General features: G+C 75.8%; 19 protein-coding genes. 3 read left to right on the top strand and 16 right to left on the bottom strand.

Going from position 1 to position 22609, the window contains the following annotated elements; genetic code table 11:
• Positions 1–32: 32 nt before the first annotated feature.
• The gene (locus ACF1ED_RS10615) at positions 33–929 is read right to left on the bottom strand and encodes a DUF4344 domain-containing metallopeptidase (protein ID WP_391758687.1); all 897 of its coding nucleotides are present in this window, start codon (positions 927–929) and stop codon (positions 33–35) included.
• Positions 930–1035: 106 nt separating this feature from the next.
• Positions 1036–1455: a MarR family winged helix-turn-helix transcriptional regulator gene (locus ACF1ED_RS10610; protein ID WP_391758767.1), complete on the bottom strand. Its 420-nt coding sequence runs from the start codon at positions 1453–1455 to the stop codon at positions 1036–1038.
• 206 nt (positions 1456–1661) lie between these two features.
• Between ACF1ED_RS10610 and ACF1ED_RS10605 the strand changes: the two genes are divergently transcribed.
• Complete coding sequence (locus tag ACF1ED_RS10605) at positions 1662–3110, top strand: MFS transporter (RefSeq protein ID WP_391758686.1); 1449 nt, start codon at positions 1662–1664, stop codon at positions 3108–3110.
• Between the two features lie 63 nt (positions 3111–3173).
• On the opposite strand, the gene ACF1ED_RS10600 is transcribed toward ACF1ED_RS10605, so the two are convergent.
• The 8 genes from ACF1ED_RS10600 to ACF1ED_RS10565 form a co-directional block, all read right to left on the bottom strand.
• A complete protein-coding gene (locus ACF1ED_RS10600) occupies positions 3174–4001 on the bottom strand; it encodes a VOC family protein (RefSeq protein ID WP_391758684.1) in 828 nt (275 codons plus the stop codon).
• Positions 4002–4104: 103 nt separating this feature from the next.
• Entirely contained in the window at positions 4105–6846 is a 2742-nt protein-coding gene (locus ACF1ED_RS10595; RefSeq protein WP_391758682.1) for a fumarate reductase/succinate dehydrogenase flavoprotein subunit, read from the bottom strand.
• A 40-nt stretch (positions 6847–6886) separates the two neighbouring features.
• On the bottom strand, positions 6887–7678 hold the full coding sequence (locus ACF1ED_RS10590; RefSeq protein ID WP_391758680.1) for an ABC transporter ATP-binding protein: 792 nt from the start codon (positions 7676–7678) through the stop codon (positions 6887–6889).
• A complete protein-coding gene (locus ACF1ED_RS10585) occupies positions 7675–8607 on the bottom strand; it encodes an ABC transporter permease (protein ID WP_391758678.1) in 933 nt (310 codons plus the stop codon). Before ACF1ED_RS10585 ends, ACF1ED_RS10590 begins: the two co-directional genes overlap by 4 nt.
• Positions 8604–9959 carry an ABC transporter substrate-binding protein gene (locus tag ACF1ED_RS10580; protein ID WP_391758676.1) on the bottom strand — a complete coding sequence of 452 codons (1356 nt, stop codon included), beginning with the start codon at positions 9957–9959 and terminating at the stop codon, positions 8604–8606. The genes ACF1ED_RS10585 and ACF1ED_RS10580 overlap by 4 nt, the downstream gene beginning before the upstream one ends.
• Positions 9960–9975: 16 nt before the next feature.
• Complete coding sequence (locus tag ACF1ED_RS10575; RefSeq protein WP_030497738.1) at positions 9976–10203, bottom strand: ferredoxin family protein; 228 nt, start codon at positions 10201–10203, stop codon at positions 9976–9978.
• 46 nt (positions 10204–10249) lie between these two features.
• A complete protein-coding gene (locus ACF1ED_RS10570) occupies positions 10250–11017 on the bottom strand; it encodes a GntR family transcriptional regulator (RefSeq protein ID WP_391758674.1) in 768 nt (255 codons plus the stop codon).
• A gap of 180 nt (positions 11018–11197) precedes the next feature.
• Complete coding sequence (locus ACF1ED_RS10565) at positions 11198–12109, bottom strand: MerR family transcriptional regulator (protein ID WP_391758672.1); 912 nt, start codon at positions 12107–12109, stop codon at positions 11198–11200.
• Between the two features lie 113 nt (positions 12110–12222).
• Between ACF1ED_RS10565 and ACF1ED_RS10560 the strand changes: the two genes are divergently transcribed.
• The gene (locus ACF1ED_RS10560; RefSeq protein ID WP_391758670.1) at positions 12223–13695 is read left to right on the top strand and encodes an alpha/beta hydrolase; all 1473 of its coding nucleotides are present in this window, start codon (positions 12223–12225) and stop codon (positions 13693–13695) included.
• Positions 13696–14030: 335 nt separating this feature from the next.
• Here ACF1ED_RS10560 and ACF1ED_RS10555 read toward each other — a convergent pair whose 3' ends face one another.
• The 5 genes from ACF1ED_RS10555 to ACF1ED_RS10535 are packed head-to-tail and all read right to left on the bottom strand — an operon-like array spanning position 14031 to position 19309.
• Entirely contained in the window at positions 14031–14834 is an 804-nt protein-coding gene (locus ACF1ED_RS10555; RefSeq protein WP_391758668.1) for an ABC transporter ATP-binding protein, read from the bottom strand.
• Positions 14831–15814: an ABC transporter ATP-binding protein gene (locus ACF1ED_RS10550; RefSeq protein ID WP_391758666.1), complete on the bottom strand. Its 984-nt coding sequence runs from the start codon at positions 15812–15814 to the stop codon at positions 14831–14833. Before ACF1ED_RS10550 ends, ACF1ED_RS10555 begins: the two co-directional genes overlap by 4 nt.
• Before the next feature lie 41 nt (positions 15815–15855).
• Positions 15856–16725 (bottom strand): ABC transporter permease, encoded by an 870-nt coding sequence (locus ACF1ED_RS10545; RefSeq protein WP_391758664.1) that lies wholly within the window; start codon positions 16723–16725, stop codon positions 15856–15858.
• Positions 16722–17675, bottom strand: coding sequence for an ABC transporter permease (locus tag ACF1ED_RS10540; RefSeq protein ID WP_391758662.1), 954 nt, complete (start codon positions 17673–17675; stop codon positions 16722–16724). Before ACF1ED_RS10540 ends, ACF1ED_RS10545 begins: the two co-directional genes overlap by 4 nt.
• Positions 17672–19309, bottom strand: coding sequence for an ABC transporter substrate-binding protein (locus ACF1ED_RS10535; protein ID WP_391758660.1), 1638 nt, complete (start codon positions 19307–19309; stop codon positions 17672–17674). Before ACF1ED_RS10535 ends, ACF1ED_RS10540 begins: the two co-directional genes overlap by 4 nt.
• 144 nt (positions 19310–19453) lie before the next feature.
• Here ACF1ED_RS10535 and ACF1ED_RS10530 point away from each other — a divergent pair, with 144 nt between their 5' ends.
• Positions 19454–20587: a LacI family DNA-binding transcriptional regulator gene (locus tag ACF1ED_RS10530; protein ID WP_391758658.1), complete on the top strand. Its 1134-nt coding sequence runs from the start codon at positions 19454–19456 to the stop codon at positions 20585–20587.
• A 206-nt stretch (positions 20588–20793) separates the two neighbouring features.
• On the opposite strand, the gene ACF1ED_RS10525 is transcribed toward ACF1ED_RS10530, so the two are convergent.
• On the bottom strand, positions 20794–22428 hold the full coding sequence (locus ACF1ED_RS10525) for an amidohydrolase (RefSeq protein WP_391758656.1): 1635 nt from the start codon (positions 22426–22428) through the stop codon (positions 20794–20796).
• Between the last annotated feature and the right edge of the window lie 181 nt (positions 22429–22609).

Genomic DNA, 22609 nt, shown 5'->3' with positions numbered 1-22609 from the left:
GGTCCGCGTCGAAGCGATTCGAATGGTGAGACTCACCGCTGCTTGAGATGGGGCGCCAGCAGGGCGCGCCACGCGGAGTCCACGCGCCGGAACTCGGCCGGGCAGAGCGCGGCGCGGTCCCGGGGCAGCACTCCGTCCGGGTTGCCCTCGGCGTCCACCGCGTCGGCGAAGCGCCCGGGGTCGGAGCCGTACAGCCAGCAGGCCCAGTTGAAGAAGCGCTGCCCGTCCGTGGAGTGGACGTCGGAGTACCCGGCCACACCCGGATCGCCGCCCTCGGACGCCTCCCACAGCGCGCCCCAGGCGTTGATCGTGGAGATCGCGTATTCGGTGTGCCGCTCGTCGCCGGAGGCGAGCAGGAGGACGGCGAGCTGGTCGACCGCGTCCTCCTCGCGGCCGGTGACGGGCAGGTCGTAGAGGTCGACGAGGGCGTGCCCGAGCTCGTGGAGGAGGACGCCGTTCGAGAGGCCGACGACGTCCGCGTCGACGGCGGCCGACCGCTCGGCCGGGGTGCCGTCGGTGTCGACGCGGGCGAAGACCTCGCGGGCGCCGGCGACGAAGCCGTAGCAGTAGGTGATCCGCCCGGTGTCCCCGTCCCAGTGCGGGTCGGGGGCCGCGCAGCTCGCCGCGCGCAGCGGTACGTCCCGGGGCAGGGCGATCCGGGCGGCGGCGTAGTCGGCGGCGTCCTCCAGGACCCGGTGTTCCCGCAGGAAGGCGCGGGCGGCGCGGTCGCCGGGGGTCCGGGGCTCGTCGTACGTGACGAGGAGCCGGCCGGTGCCCTGGGCGGGGGCGGACGCGGTGGCGGGGGAGGGGGAGGGGGAGGGGGAGGGGGGAACCGCCGGGGTCGCCGCGCAGCCGGTGAGGAGGGCCGCGATCAGGGCGAGGGGCGGACCGAGGGACGGGCCGGTGCGGGTGCGGGCGGCGGCGGGCATCGGCGGCACCTCGTCTCGTGGGCGTCCCTGCCGACGAGCCTGGCCGGAGCGGGCACCGGGAGCGAGCCCGTCGTGCCGGACGGGTGAGGCCGAGGACCCCGCGGCCTCAGTCGCGGGGCCAGGGGCGGCCCTCCAGCCGCTCGATGTCGCGGTTGAAGCGCTCCAGGAAGTCGGCGAAGCGGATCACGTCCTCGGCCGCCCAGTGCTCCATGATCCGTTCGAGGCCGCCGATGTTGAAGGAACGGTCGGCCGCCAGGCGGTGCTCGCCCTCCTCGGTGATGCGGAACTTGCGGGCGATGCCGCCCTCCGGGTCCGCGATGCGCTCGACGACCCCGGCCCGGAGCATGGCCGCGGTCTGCCGGTTCAGGGTGGAGGCGTCGAGCCCGAAGGCGTCGGAGAGCTGCCCGATGGACATCGGCCCGTGCATCCGGATCCGGGTGAGGAGCACGTACGCGCTGCGGTCGAGCCCGCCGCCGCCGACGCGGGTCCGCGGCGCGTGGAGGTGCGAGTGGCGGCTCAGCAGCATCGTCTCGAACTCGACGCGGTCGGTGGCCTTCTCCACGGCCTCGTCCACGGCCGGGCCGACGGCCTTGTCCACGGGTTCCACGGGCTTGTCCATGGGCTCATTCTCCCCTGCGGCGAGATGATGTGCATCATGCATAGCTTGTGCATCATGCAATTAATGTGCATGATGCACAAGCCTTTGCCTCCACGACACCCAGGGAGAGACCCGTGGACCGCGCCCAGACCGAAGCACGCCCAGGAGGCGTGGTCGGCGTCCTCGCCTTCGCCGGCATCGTGGCGGCACTCATGCAGACGCTCGTGGTGCCGCTCATCGGCGACCTGCCGAGGCTCCTGCACGCCAGTGCCTCCGACGCCTCGTGGGTGATCACCGCCACCCTGCTCGCCGCCGCCGTCGCCACCCCCGTCGCCGGCCGCCTCGGCGACACCCTCGGCAAGCGGACCGTGCTGCTCGCCTCCACCGTCCCCCTGATCGCCGGCTCCGTCGTCTGCGCCCTCTCCGACTCCGTCGTCCCGATGATCGTCGGACGCGGCCTCCAGGGCCTCGGCATGGGCGTCGTCCCCGTCGGCATCAGCCTCCTCCGGGACGTCCTGCCCCCCGAGAGGCTCGGCGGCTCCATCGCCCTCATGAGCGCCTCCATGGGCGTCGGCGGCGCCCTCGGCCTGCCGTTCTCCGCCGCCGTCGCCGAACACGCCAGCTGGCGCGTCCTCTTCTGGGTCGCCGCCGCCCTCAGCGTCCTCGTCGCCGTCCTCATCCACCGCCTCGTCCCGGCCGGCCGCCGCAACCCCGCCCCCGGCCGCTTCGACCTGCCCGGCGCCCTCGGCCTCGGCGCCGGCCTCGTCTCCCTCCTCCTCGCCGTCTCCAAGGGCGCGACCTGGGGCTGGGGCAGCGCCACCACCCTCGGCCTCTTCGCCGCGGCGGCCGTCGTGCTGCTCGCCTGGGGCTTCTGGGAGCTGCGCACCCGCGACCCGCTGGTCGACCTGCGCGTCACCGCCCGCCCGGTCGTCCTGCTGACCAACCTCGCCTCGGTGCTCGTCGGCTTCTCCATGTACGCCCAGTCGCTGGTCGTCCCGCAGCTCCTCCAGCTCCCCGAGGCCACCGGCTACGGCCTGGGCCAGTCGATGATGGCGATGGGCCTCTGGATGGCCCCGGCGGGCCTCGCGATGATGCTGCTCGCCCCGCTCGGCGCCAAGCTGTCCGCCGCCCGCGGCCCCAAGGTCACCCTCTCCGTCGGCGCCCTCGTCATCTCCGCCGGCTACGCCTCCTCGCTCGCCCTCATGGGCTCCACCTGGGGCCTGCTCGTCGTCACCCTGATCTGCAACACCGGCGTCGGCCTCGCCTACGGCGCGATGCCCGCCCTCATCATGGGCTCCGTCCCCGCCGAGGAGACCGCCTCCGCCAACAGCTTCAACACCCTGATGCGGTCCATCGGCACCTCGGTCTCCGCCGCCGTCATCGGTGTCGTCCTCGCCCAGATGACCACCACCCTCGGCGGCCACACCCTGCCGTCCGAGGGCGGCTTCCGGGCCGCCATGCTCATCGGCGCCGCCGTCGCCCTCCTCGCCTCGGCCGTCGCCGCCCTCATCCCCGCCCGGCACGCCCCCGCCGGCCCCGCCCCCGCCGGGGCCCCCGCCCCGGAGGCCGCCCGGGCCGCCTGACCACCGGCCGGCGCCCGCCGGAGCGGTACGGGTACGGAGCCGCCGGCCCCGTACCCGTACCGCTCACCGCGTCCCGTCCGCCTCCAGCGTGAACAGCGCGCCGTCCGGGTCGCGCACCACCACCCGCCGCTCGCCCCCGCTCCCGGCCGCCTCCGGCTCCCGGGCCCCGCCCCACTCGCCGCCCGGCACCACCGAACCGCCGTGCTCCGTCACCGCCGCCACCGAGGCCGTCAGGTCCGGCACCCGGAACCGCACCAGCCAGCGAGGCCGCAGCTGCGGCCGCGGCGAGGCCGCCTCCACCGGACCGCTGTCGAGACGGGCCACCGGCACCCCCGCCCGCCGCAGCACCACCCGGTCCTCCTCGTACGAGGTCTCGCAGGCGCCCGGCTCCTGCTCCGCCCAGCGCAGCACCCCGCCGTAGAACACGGCCGCGTCGAAGGCGTCCCGGGTGTGCAGCTCCACCCACGCGGGCGCGCCCCGCTCGGCGACGTGCCAGCGCGAGACCAGCCGCCCCTCCCACACGGCGAACGCCGCCCCGTCCCGGTCCGTGGCGAGCGCCGCCCGCCCCTGCGGCGGGTACGCCACCGGACCCACGCCCACCGTGCCGCCCCGCTCCCGGATCCGGGCCACCGCCGCGTCCGCGTCCTCCACGGCGAAGAACACCGTCCAGGCCACCGGCAGCGCCAGCTCCGCCGCCAGGGCCGCGATCCCCGCGACCGGGATCCCGTCCCGCTCGCCCACCACGTACGCCGAGCCCGCCTCCAGCCGCCCGGGCCGGAACGTCCACCCCAGCACCGCGCCGTAGAACCGCTCCGCCGCGCCCAGATCCCGCGCCGCCAGACTCAGCCAGCACGGCGCGCCCAGCGCCTGTGCCGTCGTCGGCCCCGTCACCGGACCACCTCCTCGAGCGAGCGTCCGCCGGCCGGACGCCACCCCGCGCGCCTTCCCCGGCCCGCCGCCCGGCACACCCGGCTTCACCCGACCGGCCCCCCGGTCAGGGGGCCGCGGCGACGAGCCCGCGGGCCGCGTACGCCCGCACGTCGGCGTCCGGGTCGGCCGCCGCGGTCGCCAGCGCGGCCCGCGCCCCCTGGTCCGGGGCGTGGCCGAGGAGCGCAAGCACGGCGGCCTTGCGCACGTCGGCGTTCGGGTCCGCGAGCCCCTTCGCCAGCGCCGGCACCGCGCGCTCCGCCCCGGCCGCCCGCAGCGCGGCCGCCGCGCCCGCCCGCACCTGCCACGCCGGATCGTCCAGCGCCGCCACCGCGCGCTCCGCCAGCGGCGCGGGGCAGCCGGCCGTGGCCAGCGCCCCGAAGGCCGCTCCCCGCACCAGCGGGTCCGGGTCGCCGAGCAGCGGGACCAGCGGCCCCGGTTCCGGCGCGGACACGGCCGCGAGCCCCCGGGCCACCGCCACCCGCACCTCGCGCGCGGGATCGGCGACGGCACCGGCCAGCGCGCCGACCGCGTCCACCGACACCAGGGCCCGCACCGCCTGGAGCCGCACCTCCGTCGCCGTGTCGGCCAGCGCCGCCGCGTACACCCCGGCGTCCCCCAGCCGACGGGCCCGCAGCACCTCGACCGCCACCGCCCGCACCGCCGGATCCGGCACGTCCAGGGCGGCGCGCAGGCCCGCCCCCAGCTCGCCGTCCGCGTCCAGGACCTCCGCGAGCTCGCGGAGCGCCCCGGCGGCGGCGGACCGCACCGCCGCGTCCCCGTCCCCCAGCCGGGCCGCCAGCGCGGGGCCGGTCCCGGGGGGCACGGTCTCGGCCAGGGCGGCGACGGCCGCCACCCGCACCTCGGGCTCGGCGTCCGTCAAGTAGGGCTCCAGGGAGGCGAGTTCGGGGGCATCCTCGACGAGGGAGAGGAGCCGCAGGAGCCGGGGGCCCGGGCCCGCGGGCCCGGCCGGACCGGCGGCCGGAGCGGGCTCCGTGACGGCCCGGGCCGTCGGCGGCGCCTCGCGCGGGCCCGCCGTCGCCACCGGCACCAGCGCCACCTCGCCCAGCGGCCGCTCCGGACCGGCCGGCGGCGTGAACTCCGGCACCGGCACCGCGTACGGCTCCACCGGCCGCGCCGTGAACTCCATCGCCCCGGAAGCCGACCTGCGCAGGTCCAGGTGGTACAGCCACTCCGCGTCGTTCTGCTCCGGGTGGTCCAGCCGCTCGTGGTACAGCCCCCACCGCGACTCGGTCCTGGCCAGCGAGGCACGGGCCGCCATCTCGGCGCAGTCCCGGATGAACGACACCTCCGCGCAGCGCATCAGCTCGTGCGGGGTCCGCCCGCCCATCCCGGCGATCTCCCGCTCCATCCGGGTGAACGCCTCGACCGCGAGGGAGAGCCGCGCCCCCGACTTCGGCGGCGCCACGTAGTCGTTCACGAACCGGCGCAGCTTGTACTCGACCTGTGGCTGCGGCGGCCCGTCCGGGTTCAGCAGCGGCCGGTAGACCAGCGCGTGCGCCGCCTCCAGCTGCGCCCGGTCCAGCTCCCCCTCGTACGCCCGGTACCGGGCCGCGTCCTCGCCCGCGAGGTCGCCGTAGACGAACGCGCCGATCATGTAGTTGTGCGGGACGCAGGCCAGGTCGCCGGCGGCGTAGAGGCGCGGCACGGTGGTGCGGGCGTGCGCGTCCACCCGGACCCCGGAGGCCGAGTGCCCGCCGCACAGGCCGATCTCGGAGATGTGCATCTCGATGTCGTGGGTGCGGTAGTCGTGCCCCCGGCCCGCGTGGAAGGTGCCCCGGGTCGGCCGCTCCGTGGAGTGCAGGATCGTCTCGACCGCCCCGATCGTCTCCTCCGGCAGATGGCTGAGCTTCAGGTACACCGGCGCCCGGTCGGAGGCGAGTTCGGCCGCGAACTCGGCCATCATGTGCCCCGACCAGTAGTCCGACTCGACGAACCGCTCGCCGTGCCGGTTCACCTGGTAGCCGCCGAAGGGATTGGCCACGTAGGCGCAGGCCGGACCGTTGTAGTCCTTGATGAGCGGATTGATCTGGAAGCACTCGATGCCGGTGAGCGCGGCGCCCGCGTGGTACGCCATCGCGTAGCCGTCCCCGGCGTTCGTCGGGTTCTCGTACGTGCCGTAGAGGTACCCCGAGGCGGGCAGGCCGAGCCGGCCGCAGGCACCCGTCGCCAGGATCACCGCGCCCGCCCGGACCACCACGAACTCGCCGGTGCGGGTGTGGAGTCCGGCGATGCCGACGGCCCGCCCGTCCTCCGGACGGGTCAGCACCCGCACCGGCATCACGCGGTTCTCGATCCGGATCCGCTCCCGCATCTCCCGCCGCCGCAGCTGCCGGTACAGGACCTTCTTCACGTCCTTGCCCTCGGGCATCGGCAGCACGTACGACCCCGAGCGGTGCACCTGCCGCACCGCGTACTCCCCGTGCTCGTCCTTCTCGAACTTCACGCCGTACGACTCCAGGCGCCGCACCATGTCGTAGCCGCGCACGGCGGTCTGACGGACCGTCGACTGGTCGACGAGGCCGTCGTTGGCGCGGGTGATCTCGGCGACGTAGTCGTCCGGGTGGGCCCGGCCGGGGATCACCGCGTTGTTCACCCCGTCCATGCCCATGGCGAGGGCGCCCGAGTGCCGGACGTGCGCCTTCTCCAGGAGGAGGACGTCGGCGCCGCGCCCGGCGGCGGTCAGGGCGGCCATCGTGCCGGCGGTGCCGCCGCCGACGACGAGCACGTCGCAGGAGAGCTCCCGCGCGTCGGCGAGTGCGGGGACGGTGGTCAGGGGGGAGGACACGACGGGCCTTTCCGGCAGGGGGAGTTCGGGGGGCAGGGGGTCAGAGGGACGCGAGGACGCGGCGGCGCAGCTCCACGGTCGCGGGGGCGTCCCGCGCCGCGCGGTCCCGGGGGCGCGGCACGTCGAGCACCCGGCCCGAGGGCAGCAGGGCGATCCGGTCGCCCAGGTGGACCGCCTCGTCCACGTCGTGCGTCACGAAGACGACGGTCGCGCCCGTGCCGCCCAGGATCCCGGCCAGCAGGTCCTGCATCCCGGTCCTGGTGTGCGCGTCCAGGGCGCCGAACGGCTCGTCCATCAGCACCGCGCGCGGCCGGCCGGCCAGCGCGCGGGCCAGCTGCACCCGCTGCCGCTGCCCGCCCGACAGCTGGTGCGGCCACTTCGCCGCGTGACCGGCCAGACCCACCCGCTCCAGCCACTCCTCCGCGTCCCGCCGCCGGGCGGCCCGGCCCACGCCCCGGATCGCCAGCGGGAGCTCCACGTTGGCCCGCGCCGAACGCCACGGCAGCAGCGCGTCGTGCTGGAAGACCAGCGCCCGGTCGGCTCCGGGGCCGCGGACCGGCGCCCCGTCCTGCGCGACCCCGCCCGCCGACGGCGGCAGCAGCCCGGCGAGCGTCCGCAGCAGGGTCGTCTTGCCGCAGCCGGACGGGCCGACCACGGTCAGCACCTCGCCGGGCGCCACCCGCAGGCTCAGCGGCCCGGGCAGAACGGTCCCGTCGGGATGCCCGAGCCGCACCCCGTCGAGGGCCAGTTCGGCCCCGGTGAGCGGGGGAGGGGCGGGAGCCGGGGGAGCGGTGGGCGTGACGGGGGAGGTGGTGGGGGCGGTGGTGCTCATGGAACCGGCTCCTTCTCGGGGGAGGGGGCGGGTACGGGGGCGGCGGGCGCGGCGGGGGCCGAGGGGGCGGCCGGACCCGAGGACGCGGCGGGGGCCGAGGGGGCGGCCCCGGCCGGGCGGGAGGCGCCCGCGCGGGGCGCCGCGCCCCGGGCCGCCGGGCGGGGGAGCCAGGCGGTGACCCGGCGGCCCAGCAGCTCCACGGCGGTCGAGGTCAGCAGGCCCAGGGCGCCGATGGTGACCATGCCGACGAAGACGCCGGGGTAGTCGACGACCGTGTAGTCCTGCCAGGTGCGGTAGCCCACCCCGTACTCGCCCGAGATCATCTCGGCGGAGATCACACAGATCCACGCCACGCCGATGCCGACCGAGAGCCCGCCGAACACTCCGGGCAGCGCGCCCGGCAGGACCACCGACCACAGCACCCGGGCCCGCCCGCCGCCCATGGTGAGGACGGCCTCCTCCCACACCGGGCTCAGCGCCCGCACCGCGTGCCGCGTCGACACCAGGACGGGGAAGAAGGCCGCGGCGCAGGTGATGAAGACGATGCCCTGCTCGTTCGTCGGCAGCAGCAGGATCGCCACCGGCACCAGGGCGATGGCCGGGACCGGACGCACCACCTCCACCAGCGGGCCCAGCAGGTCGGCCGCCCAGCGCGAGCGGGCGATCGCCGTCCCGGCGGCCACGCCGAGGACCGCCGCCAGCAGGAAGCCGGTCACGATCCGGCGCAGACTGTGCCCGAGGTCCTGCCGGTAGGCGGCCGTGCCCACCCGGTCGGCGAGCGCCGAGGCGACCTCGCCGACCGTCGGGAACTGCTCGAACCGCAGCCACAGGTTCACGTCGTACGCGGTCAGCAGCTGCCACGCGCCGAGCGCGGCGAGCAGCGAACCGGCCCGGACCAGCCGGCGCCCCGCGCGCGAGCCCGCGCTCACGAGCCCGCCGCCCGCACCGCTTCCGCGTACGCCACGGTCCGGGAACCCGGATGCGCGGCCACCCACCGCCCGGCCGCCGCCCGGGTCACGAACGCCCGCCACGACCCGCCGTCGGTCACCCACACCGCCCGGTCCGCGAACCAGGGGGTCCCCGTCACCGCGTCCGGCACGTACGCCGCCCGCACCGTCCCCGGCCCGGCCGCCGCGACCGCCTCCAGCAGCTCCCCGGCCGTGCCGAAGGCCCGGGTCGCCGACCGCCCGCGCAGCCACAGCTCCGCCTTCGCCGCACCGGCCTTCGGATAGCCGGCGGCGGCGACGGCACGCCTCAGCGGCGCCGGGTCGACGAAGGCGTCCACGTCGACGTCCTTCACCAGACCGGCCTCCCGCAGCACCGGCACGTCCTCCTTCAGCGCCGCCAGCAGCTCCGGCCGCAGCTCCGGATCGAAGGTCGCGATGCCCTGGGCGCCGTTGTAGAGGTACACCACCTCCGCCGGCAGCCCCGTCTCCTTCGCGACGGACTCGGCGGACGCCACCGGCGCCGACCGCAGCCGGTCGGTCGCCCGCCGCTGCGCCCGCAGGAAGGCGTCGAGCACACCGGCCCGCTCGCGCGCGAACTCCTCACGGACCGTGACCCCGTGGAAGGTCGGCAGGTCCAGCTCGGCCCCGTCGTACAGCGCCTCCGCCTTGCCCTGGAAGGCCAGCAGGCCCGGCCAGGCCACGAACTGCGAGAGGGCGTCCGCGCTGCCGCCCGCCAGCGCCGAAGCACCCACACTGGGCTGCTGGTTGAGCTTGGAGACGTCCTTCGCCGGATCGAGCCCGGCCCGGCGCAGCGCCCGGACGAGGGTGCCGTCGGCGGCGGACCCGACGCTCGTGGACACCCGCTTCCCCTTGAGGTCGGCGAGCGTCCGCAGCTCCGAACCCGGTCCGGTGACCACGGTGTTGAGCCCGCCGCGCAGGTTGTAACCGGTCACCGAGACCAGCCGGGTCGGCTCCTTCAGCTGCCGGCCGCGGGCCGCGTTCAGCAGCAGCGGGAAGTCGCCCATCGATCCGATGTCGATCTTCCCGGCGGTCATCCGGGCCGTGATCGGCGCGCCCGTCGCATAGTCCTGCCACTGGACCCGGTAGCGCACCCCGTCCTTCCGGCCCTGCTCGGCCAGCTCCTCCTCGAAGTAGCCGAGCGAGCGCAGCAGGGTGCCCGCGGTCACGGTGTTGATGGTCTTCGACTGGTAGCCCACGGTCACCGTCACGGCGCCGCCGGACCCGTCGGCGCCGGCCGGACCGCCGCAGGCGGTGGCGAGCGGGAGCAGCAGGGCGATCGGCGCCAGCGACCGCGCGAGTCTCTTCGTGTTCATGGGAGTTCAGCGCCTTTCACCGGAGCAGATAGGGCATGTTGACGGTCACCGCGCCGGTGGGGCAGCGGGCGGCGCACGGGCCGCAGTACCAGCACTCGTCGACGTGCATGTAGGCCTTGCCGTCCTCCTCGCGGATCGCGAGCGAGTCCAGCGGACACATGTCGACGCAGAGGGTGCAGCCGTCGATGCAACGGGATTCGTCGATCGTCACGGGCACGTCGGCGCGCTGGGGCACGAGGGGCATGGCGGGCTCCAGGAGAAGGGATGCGAAGCGGGAAGGCGTGAAGGGGTCAGAGGGAGCGGCGCAGCACGCCGCTCATGGTGATCCGGTCGCCGCGGAAGCGGATGAACTCCAGGTCCACGGGCCGGCCGCAGGGCAGATGGGTGAGCCGTTCCAGCAGCAGCAGGGCCGCGCCGCGCGGGGCCTGGAGCACGGCCGCCGCGTGCGCGTCGGCGTTCACCGCCTCCAGGGTGATGTCGGCGTGGCCGAGCGGACCGCCGGTCAGCTGCTCCAGGAGCCGGAAGACGTCCGTGTTCTCCAGGTCGCAGCCGAGGAGTTCACCGCCGACGTCCATCGGCAGGTACGACAGGTCGAGCGAGAGCGGCAGCCCGCCCAGGCGGCGCAGCCGCTCCACGCAGAGCACGTCCGAGCCGTCCGGCAGACCGAGCCGGTGGGCCACCGGACCGGGCGCCCGCACGGGGCCCAGGTTCCGCACCTCGTTGGTGACCCTGCCGTGCTCGTGCAGGGTCTCGGCGAGCCCCTGGAGCCGGTCCAGGCCGTGCGGGTACTTCTCCCCGACGACGACCGTCCCCACCCCCGGCTGCCGCTCCACGAGACCCTCGCCGCGCAGCAGGTCGAGGGCCTGCCGGACGGTGTTCCGGCTGGCGTGGTGGTCGGCCGCGAGCACGTCCTCCAGCGGCAGCACCCCCTGGGGGAAGGCGCCGGTCAGGATCTGGTGCCGCAGCAGGTCGGCGAGCTGCCGGGCCCGGTCCGCGCGCAGCCGGCGACGGCGGGCTGCGGCGACCGGGAGGGCGGCGGGGGTGCGTTCGGCGGGCATGGCAGGGAACGTAACCGGGGTACGGTTCCGGTGGTGTTGCCACAGTATTGCGCCACCGGGAGCATGTCCCGCACTGCTCCGACCTGCGACGACGCCGGCTCGCGGCGGAGTTCCGCCACCACCCCGACCACCAGTCGGACGGCCCGACGCCCACCATCCGAACACTCCCGGGCGGCCCCGTCAGGAGGCCGGCAGCACGGCCAGGGCCTCCGTGAGGTGGTGGTGCAGCAGGCCGAGGGCGGGGCGGCCCGCCGGGAGGAGCGGCACGACCAGCTTCCAGTACCGCGCCATCACCGCCGTGCTCTCCCGGCCGAGGAGCCCGACGAGACGCCGGCGGAAGGCGGGCGAGTCGGGCTCGCCGAGGGCCAGGGCGTACGCGCCGGCGAAGCAGTCCAGGGCGTCCCGGCCGCCGGGCGCCCGCCCCGCCCGCACCTCCGCGCCCGCCAGGCCGTACGCCTCTTCCAGCCCCTCGTACAGGACCGCCGCCCGGTACCGCTCGCCCGGCAGCGGCGGCCTCGGCGACCGCTCCGGCCGGGGGTCGCCGACCAGCGCCCGCAGCCGGGCGAAGGCCCGCACCTGATCCGGTGTCGGCTCGTCCGGCGGCACCGGCACCACCTCGTCGAGCACCCGCGCCACCAGCGGCGCGGGCAGCCGGACCGGCAGCGACCGCCGCCAGAACCGGACCACCTCGTCCGGCCCGGGCGGCAGCGCGGCGGCGCCCAACAGGGGCAGCAGCTCGGCCCGTTCGGCCGGACCGCACTCCGTCAGGAGCCGCAGCGACGCCTCCCGCCACGCCAGCGCGGCCCGCTCGCGCGCGACGCCCGCCAGCTCCCCGGCGACCACGTCCGCCAGCCGCCGCTCGTCCTCCAGCGCCCGCGCCACCTCCGGCACGCCGAGCCCCAGGGCCCGCAGCGACCGGATCTCCCGCAGCCGGACGAGCGCACCCGGCCCGTACCGCCGGTGCCCGCCGCCGCTGCGCCCCGCCTCGGGAAGCAGCCCCCGGTCCGAGTAGTACCGCACGGTCTTCACGGTCACCCCGGCCCGCCCGGCCAGCTCCCCGATGCTCCACGTGCCGTCGTCCGCGTCCGTCACCCCGCACCTCCCGCCGCCGGCCCCGGCCGTCCGCGTCCGGGGTGGAACCTCCCCCAGGGGGAGTTCCTAGTCTGCCGGAGGCCGCTGGGGCCACGAGACGCGAGGAGGCGACGATGACGGCGTACGTACTGGTGGGAGGGGCGTTCACCGGCGAACGGGTGTGGGACGGGGTCGCGGAGCGGCTGCGGCAGGCCGGTGCCGAGCCGTACCCGGTGACCCTGGACACCGACCCGGACGCCGGACTCGGCACGCACATCGGGGAACTGACCGCGCTCCTCGACCGGATCGACGAGCCGGAGGTCGTCCTCGTCGGACACGACTACGGCATCCACCCCGTGCTCGGCGCCGCCGACCGGCGGGCGGACCGGGCCGCCCGGGTGGTGTACGTCGCCGCCGGACTCCCCTCGGACGGTGACCCCGCCCTGCTCCTCGTCCGCGACGAGGCCGCCCGCGACCGGCTCGGCCACGACACCTCGCCGCTGCCGCCGCCCCGGGGCCGCGGGTGGGCGCGCTGGGGGAGCCTCGACGGGCTCTCCGCCGAGGACCTGGACCGCCTGGACCGGCTCGCGGTGCCGCAGCCCGCGCGCACCCTCACCGAACCCCTCCGGCTCGGCGGCGACGTGGAGCGGGTGCCGGCCGCCGCGGTGATGTGCACGGGCGACGGCCCGGGCGTCGACGTCGTCGAGATGCTCGTCCGCACCGGCCCGCCGCGCCTCCGGAAGCTGGCCGGACCCGGCTACGTCTTCCTCGAACTCGCCGCGGGACACTGGCCGATGCTCTCCCACCCGGCCGAACTCGCCGGCCTGCTCCTGCGGGCCGCCGCGGGGGAGGGGCGCCGGATCACCCTCGGGGAGGACCAGCCCTCCTACGAACAGCAGGAGTTCCTGCTGCCCACCCCGGAGGTCCCGCACGAGCGGCACGACCGGCTCGACGTCTACGCGCCGGACGGGGAGGGGCGCCGGCCGGCCGTCCTCCTCGTCCACGGAGGCCCCGTCGACGCGGACCGCGTCCCCACCCCGCGCGACACCCCCTTCTACCGGGGCTACGCCCGCCACCTGGCAGGCCTCGGCGCCGTCGGCGCCACCGTCGACCACCGGCTGCACGCCCTGACCGACTACGCCCGCGCCGCCGGCGACGTCTCCGAGGCGCTGGAACGGCTCCGCGCCCACCCCCGGGTCGACCCGGACCGGATCGGCGTCTGGATCTTCTCCGGCGGCGGTCTGCTCGCCGCGCACTGGCTGGCGGCGCCCCCGCCGTGGCTGCGCTGCCTCGCCCTCTCCTACCCCGTCCTCGCCGCGCCGCCCGGCTGGGAGACCGTCGGGTCGCGCTTCCGCCCGGTCGACGCGCTCGCGGGCGCCGGCCCGCTGCCCGTGGTCCTGGTCCGCGCCGGGCGGGAACACCCGGCGTTCGCGGCGACGGTGGAGGCGTTCCTCGCCGCCGCCGGGAAGCACGGCACGGACCTGGAGATCGTCGACGTGCCGGACGGCCGGCACGGCTTCGAGGCCCTCGACCGCACGGACGCCTCCCGGGACGCCGTCGTCCGCTCGGTCCGGGCCGTGCTGGACCGCGTGACGGGTGCGGAATGACGACCCGGTGATCTCCGGGGAACGCACGGTCGCGCTCGTCGGATCCTTCCTCGCCCGGGAGCCGCCGACGCGGCCGTGGGAAGGGCCCCGCCGACGCCCGACCCCTACCGCGTGGAGGAACGGGCGGTCGGCCGGCTCGTCTTCCGGCGCTCGGCGGAACGGACCCGGGGCGACGGCCCGCGCGGCAGCTCCGCCGGCGGCCACTGCCCGGTGGACCGGCAGGACGGGAGCCTCCCCTTCGTCCCCGCGGTCCGGCGGGACGACGAGGGCGGGGAGGAGCGGTGCCTCACCGAGGCGCGGGGCGTCCTGCCGCCCTCGCCCCGCCGTCCCGCCCGTCACCCCCGGCCCGTGACCGCCGCCGGGTTCCAGCCGCGTCGCGGCACCGAGTTCAGCAGGAGCCGCGTGTACGGGTGCTCGGGAGATCCGAGGACGCGGTCCACCGGACCCGACTCCACCACCCGGCCCGACTTCAGGACCAGCACGTCGTCCGCGACGTGCCGCACCACCGCCAGGTCGTGGGTGACGAAGAGGTAGCCGATGCCCGCCTCGCGGCGGATCTCCCGGAGCAGGTCCAGGATCTGCGCCTGGATCGACACGTCGAGCGCCGCGACCGCCTCGTCCAGGACCAGCACCCGGGGCTCCACGGCGAGCGCGCGGGCGATCGCGACGCGCTGCCGCTGGCCGCCGGAGAGGCCCCGGGGCAGGGCGGTCGCCTCGCGGGCGCCGAGCCCGACCCGGTCGAGGAGGTCGGCGACCCGGGCCCCGCGGGCGGCGGCGTCCAGGGAGGTGTGCAGCCGCAGCACCTCGTCCAGACAGCCGCGCACCGGGATCCGCGGGTCCAGCGACAGGTACGGGTCCTGGAAGACCATCTGGACGTCCCGGGCCCGCGCCAGGCGCTCCGCGCGGCCCCGGGGCCGGGCCGAGCGGTCCCGGCCGTCCAGGCGGACCGTGCCGCCGTCGGCGCGCTCCAGACCGACCAGCATCCGGACCGTGGTGGTCTTGCCGCTGCCGGACTCCCCGACGATCGCCAGCGAACCGCCCGGCGGGAGGGCGAACGACACGCCGTCGACCGCCAGATGCCCGCCGTACCGCTTGCGCAGCCCGTCGACCACGAGCCCCTTCTCCCTGCCCGTCGTCACAGCGTGATTCCTTCCTCGGCGCGCAGGCACGCGGCGAAACCCTCGCCGTGCCGCGCCAGTTCGGGCCTCTCCTCGGCGCACCGCGCGACCGCGTGCGCGCAGCGGGCGGCGAAGGCGCAGCCGGGCGGCGCCTCGGCCAGCGACACCGGGCGGCCGGGGATCGGCCGGGGCGCGGGCGCGCCGGCCTCGATCCGGGGGGTGCAGGCGAGCAGACCGGCGGTGTACGGATGGCGGGGGCGGTCGAACAGCTCGTCGGTGGAACGGGTCTCGACGATCCGGCCCGCGTACATCACGTACACCCGGTCGCAGATCGCCGAGGCCAGCTCCAGGTCGTGGGTGACGAAGAGCATGCCCGTGCCGCGCTCGGCCCGCAGCCGGGCCAGGAGCGAGAGGACCTCGGCCTGGGTGGTGACGTCCAGGGCGGTGGTGGGCTCGTCGGCGACCAGCAGCGCCGGCTCGGCGGCCAGCGCGGCGGCGATCACGACCCGCTGGAGCATGCCGCCGGAGAACTGGTGCGGGCGGCGGCGCAACGCCCCGCGCGGGTCGCGGATGCCGACCGCGTCGAGGAGCTCCTCGGCCCGGGCGGTGGCCCGGGCGGCCGGGATGCCGGAGGCCCGCAGGCCCTCGGTGAGGAAGTCGCCCACCCGGCGCAGCGGGTTGACGGAGGCGCGCGGGTCCTGGAAGACCATCGCCACCTCGCGGGCCCGCAGCGCGGCCAGCTCCGTCCGGTTCATGGTGAGCACGTCACGGCCCGAGACCCGGACCTGCCCGGTGGCGCGGGAGCCCCGGGGGAGCAGGCCGAGGACGCCGCGGCAGGCGACGGACTTGCCGGAACCGGACTCGCCGACCAGGCCGACGGTCTCCCCGGCGCGCACGGTCAGGCTGACGCCGTCGAGGATCGGGCGGGCGGCCCGGCCGTCGGGGAGCCGCAGCTCCAGGCCGTCGATCTCCAGGACGGGAGGGGGCGTCCCGCGGTTCATGGAGGGAGGGGCGGGAGGGGGTGTCGAGGGGTTCATGGCGTTCAGCTCTCCCGCCGTGCGATGCGGTCGGCGAGGCCCTCGCCGACGATGCCGAAGGCGACCACCGCGAGCACGATGCACACGGACGGCGCGAGCGCCGGCAGCATCGCGCCCTGGAGGACGGCCCCCTGGCCCTCGTTGATCATGGTTCCCCAGTCGGCGGTCGGCGGCTGGACGCCGAAGCCGAGGAAGGACAGGGCGGCCAGGTCCATCAGGGTGTAGCCGAAGTTCATCGCCGACTGCGCGAAGACGGTCGGCGCGATGTTGGGGAGCAGATGGCGGACGCAGACCGTCCAGCCGGACCAGCCCTGCACCACGTACGCCTCGACGTACGGCCGCGCCTTCTCCTGCCGGGCGATGCCGCGCACCAGCCGGCCCACGTACGGGGTGTACGCGACGGCCATGGCGATGACGGGGGCCGTCATGCCGGGGCCGGTGACCGCGACCAGCAGGATCGCCGTCATCAGGCCCGGCACGGAGAAGACCAGGTCCATCGAGCGGGAGACGACCGCGTCGGCCCAGCCGCCGCGCCAGGCCGCCACCACGCCCAGCAGGGTGCCGAGCAGGGTGGAGACGCCGACGACGAGGAGCGGGCCGAGGAGGCCGGTGCGGGCGCCGTGGAGCAGCCGCGACAGGATGTCGCGCCCGGACTGGTCGGTGCCGAGGAGGTGGTCGCCGGAGGTGCCGGCCAGGCTCGCGCCCAGGTCCAGCGCCTCGGGGTCGTACGGGGCGAGCAGCGGCGCGAACACGGCGACGAGGACGAGCAGCGCGAGCACCGCGACCGAGACGGTGAAGAGCGGACCCTGCCCGAGGAGGCGCAGCCCGCGCGGGCCCGGCCCGCGGTACGGCGCCGTGGTGAGGGTGGTGGTCATGAGGAGCCTTCCCCGGGGGAGAGACGGGGGTCGACGAGCGGCGCGAGGAGGTCGACCGCGAGGTTGACGAGGACGAAGGCGACGACGCTGAGCAGGGTGACCGCCTGGACGACGGCGAAGTCCTGGGCGGTGACCGACTGCACGAGCAGCGAACCGAGTCCGGGCACGTCGAAGGCGGTCTCCACGATCGCGGTGCTGATCAGCAGGCCGGCGAGCATGGTGCCGCCGACGGTGACGACCGGGCCGAGCGCGTTGCGCAGCACGTGCCGGCGGACCACGGCCCGGCGGGCGACGCCCCGGGCGCGCGCCACCTCGACGTGCTCGCGGCCCAGCTCGTCGAGCATCGCGGAGCGGGTGACCCGGGCGAGCAGGCCCGCGAAGGCGAGGGCGAGCGCGAGGGCCGGCAGGGTCAGCTGGTGGAGCCGGGGGCCGAGGCCCTCGGCGGCCCCGCCGCCCGGCCCGGGGAACCAGCCGAGCCGCACCGAGAAGACCGAGACGAGCACGATGGCCGTCACGAAGGACGGGGTGGCGGTGGCCACGCCGGTGCCGATGAGCACGGTCCGGTCGAGGAGGCCGGGGCGGAGCGCGGCGAGGACGCCCGCGCCGACACCGAGCACGGCGACCAGCAGCGCCGCGTACCCGACGAGCAGGGCGGTGCCGGGCAGCCGCGAGCCGAGGAGCGCGGTGACGTCCTGGTGGTACTGGGCGGAGCGCCCGAGGTCGCCGGTGAGGACGCCGCCGAGCCACTTGCCGTACTGGACCACGAGCGGGTCGTCCAGGTGGTGCCCGGCCCGCAGGGCCGCCACGGTCTCGGGAGTCGCGGGGCGGCCGTGCAGGAGGAAGGTGACCGGGTCGCCGGGGGCGAGGTGGACGGTGCCGAAGACGACGACCGAGGTCACGAACACCACCGCCACCAGGCCGAGGAGCCGGCCGACGAGGAAACGGGTCATGACCGGGCGGCCCCGATCGTCGCGGCCCACGGGTAGTAGAGCTGGGCGATGCCGGTCGGCGCGCCGGTGATCCTCTTGCCGAGGAAGACCGAGAACGGGGCCTCGTACACCGGAATGACCGGCAGTTCGCGCAGCGCGATCTCCTGGACCTTCGCGGTCAGGTCGGCGCGCTCGGCGGGGTCGTACTCGGTGTTGGCGCGGTCGAAGGCGAGGTCGTACTCGGCTTCGGACCAGTTGCCGTAGTTGCCGAAGTCGCCGGTGCGCAGGTACTGGTAGAACTCCAGCGGGTCCGGCGTGTTGTCGTAGCCGTGGGTGATGACCAGGTCCAGGCCCTCGCGGGCGGCCGGGTCGACGAAGATGCCGCTGTACGCGTCCGGGGAGACCGGCTGGAGCCTGACGTCCAGGCCGATCTCGCGGCCCGCCGCCTGGACGGCGTTGGCGAGGACGCTGATCTCGGGGGCCATCGAACTGGTCGCGACGGTGACCTTCTTGCCGGTGGCCCCGGCCTCCTCCACCAGCTTCTTCGCGCCTGCCACGTCGTGGACGGGTTCGGGCAGCGTGTCGTAGTGGGTGGCGGTCTTCTCGGGGACGAGCGCCCAGGCGCCGCGCGCCGCGGGGGCCTTGGCCGGGACGCCGACACCGCCGGCGGCGGCCTTGACGATGTTCTTCCGGTCCAGCGCCATCGACAGGGCCCGGCGGACCCGGACGTCGCCGAGGGCGCCCTTGAAGTTCAGGACGGCGAGGTCGGCGGCGGCCGTGTTGGGGCCGAAGAGCAGCGAACCCTTGCCGCTGTCGCGGAGCCGGGCGAAGGAGGCGGACGGCACCATGTAGCCGCCGTCGGCCGTCCCGGACAGGAAGGCGTTGGCGCGGGCGGCCGCGTCCTCGATGAAGGTGAACTTGACGGACCCGGACCTGGCGACGAGCTTCTCGTCCCAGTAGTCCGGGTTCTTCTTCAGGGTGATGCTGTCGCCCTGCGCCCACTTCTCCAGGGAGAACGGGCCGGTGCAGTTCAGCTTGCCCTCGGGGGTGCCGTAGTCCTCGCCCTGCTCGGCGAGGGAGGCGGCGCTGACGACGGTGCCGGGGGAGGCCGCCAGCATCTCGTGGAAGAGGGCGTCGGCCTTGCCGAGCTTGATCGTCACCTCCAGCGGCCCGCTCTTCCCGATGGAGTCGACGGTCTTGAAGGCGGTGCTCCACGGGGAGCCGGTGGCCGGGTCCATCTGCCGCTTCAGGGAGGCGACGACGTCGTCCGCGGTCATGACCGTGCCGTCGTGGAACTTCACGTTCGGACGCAGGGTGTAGACGAGGGTGCGCGGGTCGGGCCGCGTCCACTTCACCGCGAGACCGGGCTCGATCCTCAGGTCGGGGGTGACCCGCAGCAGCTGCTCGCAGACGTTGGCGAGCACGGTGTTCGGCGGGTAGTCGTACGCGAGGGCGTAGTCGAGGGTGTACGGCTCCGCGTAGAGCGACCACGTGAAGGAGTCGAGCGGGCCCTGGGCGGCCGGCGAGGTCGGGGAGAGCTTGAAGCCGGCCCCGTCGGCCGTGCCCTGCTGCGGCCGGGTGGCGCCGGAGCAGGCGGTGAGGGAGACCGCGACGGCGGCGGTACAGGCGAGTGCGATGAATCTGGGCGTGCGCATGCAGACCCACCCCTTTACGGGTGTAGTGACGGGCGCTGGGGAGATGGAGCGAGTATTGATGCGGGAACGTTCCCGCACAAGAGTTCCGGGCAAGCTTTGCGGGAACGGTTCTGCAATGGTCAGAGGGATGGCACCATCGGCCGCATGACCGAAGCTTCAGAGCACGACGGAGCGACCCCGGAGCGCGGCGTGGCCACTCCGGCGTACGGCGCGACGGCCCCGGCGTACGGCACGACGGCCCCGGCGTACGGCACGGCGACCGGGGGGCCGGCGCCGCGGGTCCGGCTCGTCGACGTGGCCCGCGAGGCCGGCCTGTCCAAGACCACCGTCTCGGCGGCCCTCAACGGCACCGGCCGGCTCTCCCCCGAGGTCCGGGAGAAGGCCCGCGACACCGCGCGCCGCATGGGCTACCGGCCCAACGCCACCGCACGCCAGCTGCGCGCGGGACGGGCCCGGCTGATCGGCTACGTCGTCGGCGAGCTCGCCGACACCCCGTGGACCTTCCTGGAGTCGCCGTACTTCGCCCGCCTCACCGGGGCCACCGCCGCCACCGCGCTCGCGCGCGGCTACGCGGTGGTGCTGCTGCCCGCCGGCTCCCTCCAGAGCGAGTGGGCGGCCCTGCCCCTGGACGCCGTGGTCGTCGCCGACCCCGTCGCCGACGACCGGATCGTCGAGGACCTGCTGGCCGCCCGCATCCCGGTCTTCAGCGACCGGTCCGTGGAAGGCAGGCCCGGCGCCCACTGGGTGGACGTCGACGCGACCGACGTCGTCGGACAGGCCCTGGACCACTTCCACGCCCAGGGCGCCCGCCGGCCGGTGCTCGTCATCCCCGACAGCACCACCCGCTTCCACCGCGAGATCGGCGCGGCGCACCGCGCGTGGTGCGCCGCGCACGGGCTGCCGGAGCTGTCCGTACGGGTCGCCGAGCCCGGCAACGGACCGGCGATCCAGGCCGTGGAGACGGCCCTGGGTACCGGACCCGACCGCCCCGACGCCCTCCTGGTCGTCGCCGAGGCCAGCCCGCCGCTCGTCCTGGACGCGGCCCGCCGCCACGGCTACGACGTCCCCGGCGACCTCCTCCTCGCCTGTGTCAGCGAGGACGAGACCGCCCTGCACACCGAACCGCCGGTGACCACGCTGAGCCTGCGCCCGGACGCGGTCGCCGAGGCGGGGATCGCCCACCTCGTCGCCGTACTGGAGCAGGGGCTGCGGGAGACCGGCGGGGCGCTCGTGCCGGTCAGGCTGGACGTCCGAGGGTCCTCGGTGCGGGGAGGGTAGGGGGCCGGACTGGATCCGGATTCCAGGGTCCGGGATCCGATCTCCAAGGTCCGGGATCCGATCTCTGGGATCCGGGATCCGGGATCCGGGATCCGGGATCCGGGATCCGGGATCCGGAATCCTGGATCCGGAATCCTGTATCCGAGATCCGGGAGATCGGATCCAAGATCTCGGATCCAGGGCCCCGGGTCCCGGACCCCGACGCGTCAGCCCCCGTACACCAGCGCCCCGCCGACGTAGGTGCGCTCCACGCGCGCCTCGGCGATCTCGTCGGCCGGCGCGGCCAGGACGTCCCGGTCGAGGACGACGAGGTCGGCGAGGTTGCCCGGCATCAGGCTGCCCGCGTCGTCGTGCCCGTTCACGTGCGCCGTGCCGGCCGTGTAGGCGGTGAGCGCGGAGAGGAGGTCGATGCGCTCCTCCGGGTAGAAGACCCTCCGGTCCGGGGATTCCGGGGCGCGCCGGTTCACGGCGACGTGGACGCCCTCCAGGGGGTTCGGGCTGGAGACGGGCCAGTCGCTGCCCGCGGCCAGCGTCGCCCCGGCCCGCAGCAGCGAGCCGAAGGGGTACTGCCAGGCCGCCCGCTCCTCGCCGAGGAACGGGATCGTGAGGTCGTCCATCTGCGGCTCGTGCGCCGCCCACAGGGGCTGGATGTTGGCGATCGCGCCGAGCTCGGCGAAACGGTTCAGGTCGCCGGGGTGCACGACCTGGAGGTGGGCGAGGTGGTGGCGGTTGCCGCGGCGGCCGTTGGCCGTGACGGCCGCCTCGATCGCGTCCAGCGCCTCCCGCACGGCCCGGTCGCCGAGCGCGTGGAAGTGCACCTGGAAACCGAGGGCGTCCAGCTCGGTGACGTGGCCGCGCAGCGCCTCCGGGTCGACGAAGCTGAGCCCGGTGTTGGCGGTCGCGCAGCCGCAGCCGTCGAGGTAGGGGGCGGTCATCGCGGCGGTGAAGTTCTCCGCGATGCCGTCCTGCATGATCTTGACCGAGGTGGCCTTGAACCGGCCCGCGTTCAACAGTTCGCGGCGGTCCACCAGTTCGGGGATCTGCTCCGCCCCGCGCTCGCGGTCCCACCACAGCGCGCCGGTCACCCGGGCGGTCAGCGAGCCGTCCCCGGCCGCCGCCAGGTAGGCGTCCGCCGGGTCGGACATGCCGTTGAACGAGCCGAGCAGGGCGTCCTGCCAGCCCGTCACGCCCAGCGAGTGCAGCAGCCGCTGCGCCCGCAGCAGGCCCGCGAGGCGGTCCTCGGCGGTGCTCGGCGGCACGAAGCGCGAGACCAGGCCGGTCGCCCCCTCCTGGAGCATGCCGCTCGGGGTGCCGTCGGCCTCCCGCTCGATCCGGCCGTCCGCCGGGTCGGGGGTGGCGGCGGTGAGTCCGGCCAGCTCCAGGGCGCGGGTGTTGGCCCAGGCCCCGTGGTGGTCGCGGTTCGACAGCAGGACGGGGCGGTCGGGGACGACCGAGTCCAGGAGCCGGCGGGTCGGCATGCCGCCCTCGAAGCTCTCCATCGACCAGCCGCCGCCGGTGATCCACTCGTGGTCCGGGCGCGCCTCGGCGTACGCCCGGATCCGCTCCAGGTACTCCGCGACGTCGACGCTCCCGGTGAGGTCGCACTCGGCGAGTTCGCTGCCGCCGCCCACCGCGTGGATGTGCGCGTCCTGGAAACCGGGCAGCAGCAGCTTGCCGGTCAGGTCGACCACCTCGGTGCCGGGGCCGATCAGTTCGCGCACCTCGTCGTGGCCGACGGCCGTGATCCGGTCGCCGGTGACGGCCAGCGAGGTGGCCCGGCTCCGTGCCGGATCCAGGGTGAGGACGGGGCCTCGCGTGAAGACGAGGTCGGCCTGGGCCATGAGGCGGCTCCCTTGCTGCGGTCGCGCCGGAAGGGCGCGGGGCGGACGACGGCCGGCCGGGGCGCGGGGCGCCGCGCGGCGGGCGCCGGACGGAGGTGCACCGGCCGCGGCGGCCGGCTGCCACCGGCGCCGCCGTTCAGGTGACGGGCGCCATGGAAGCCCGTGGGCCGTTTACACGTCA

The organism is Streptomyces sp. NPDC014656, assembly GCF_043084305.1.
Classification (GTDB): Bacteria; Actinomycetota; Actinomycetes; order Streptomycetales; family Streptomycetaceae; genus Streptomyces.
The sequence above is the reverse complement of the archived record's forward strand: the minus strand, read 5'-3'. Positions and strand labels throughout refer to the sequence as shown.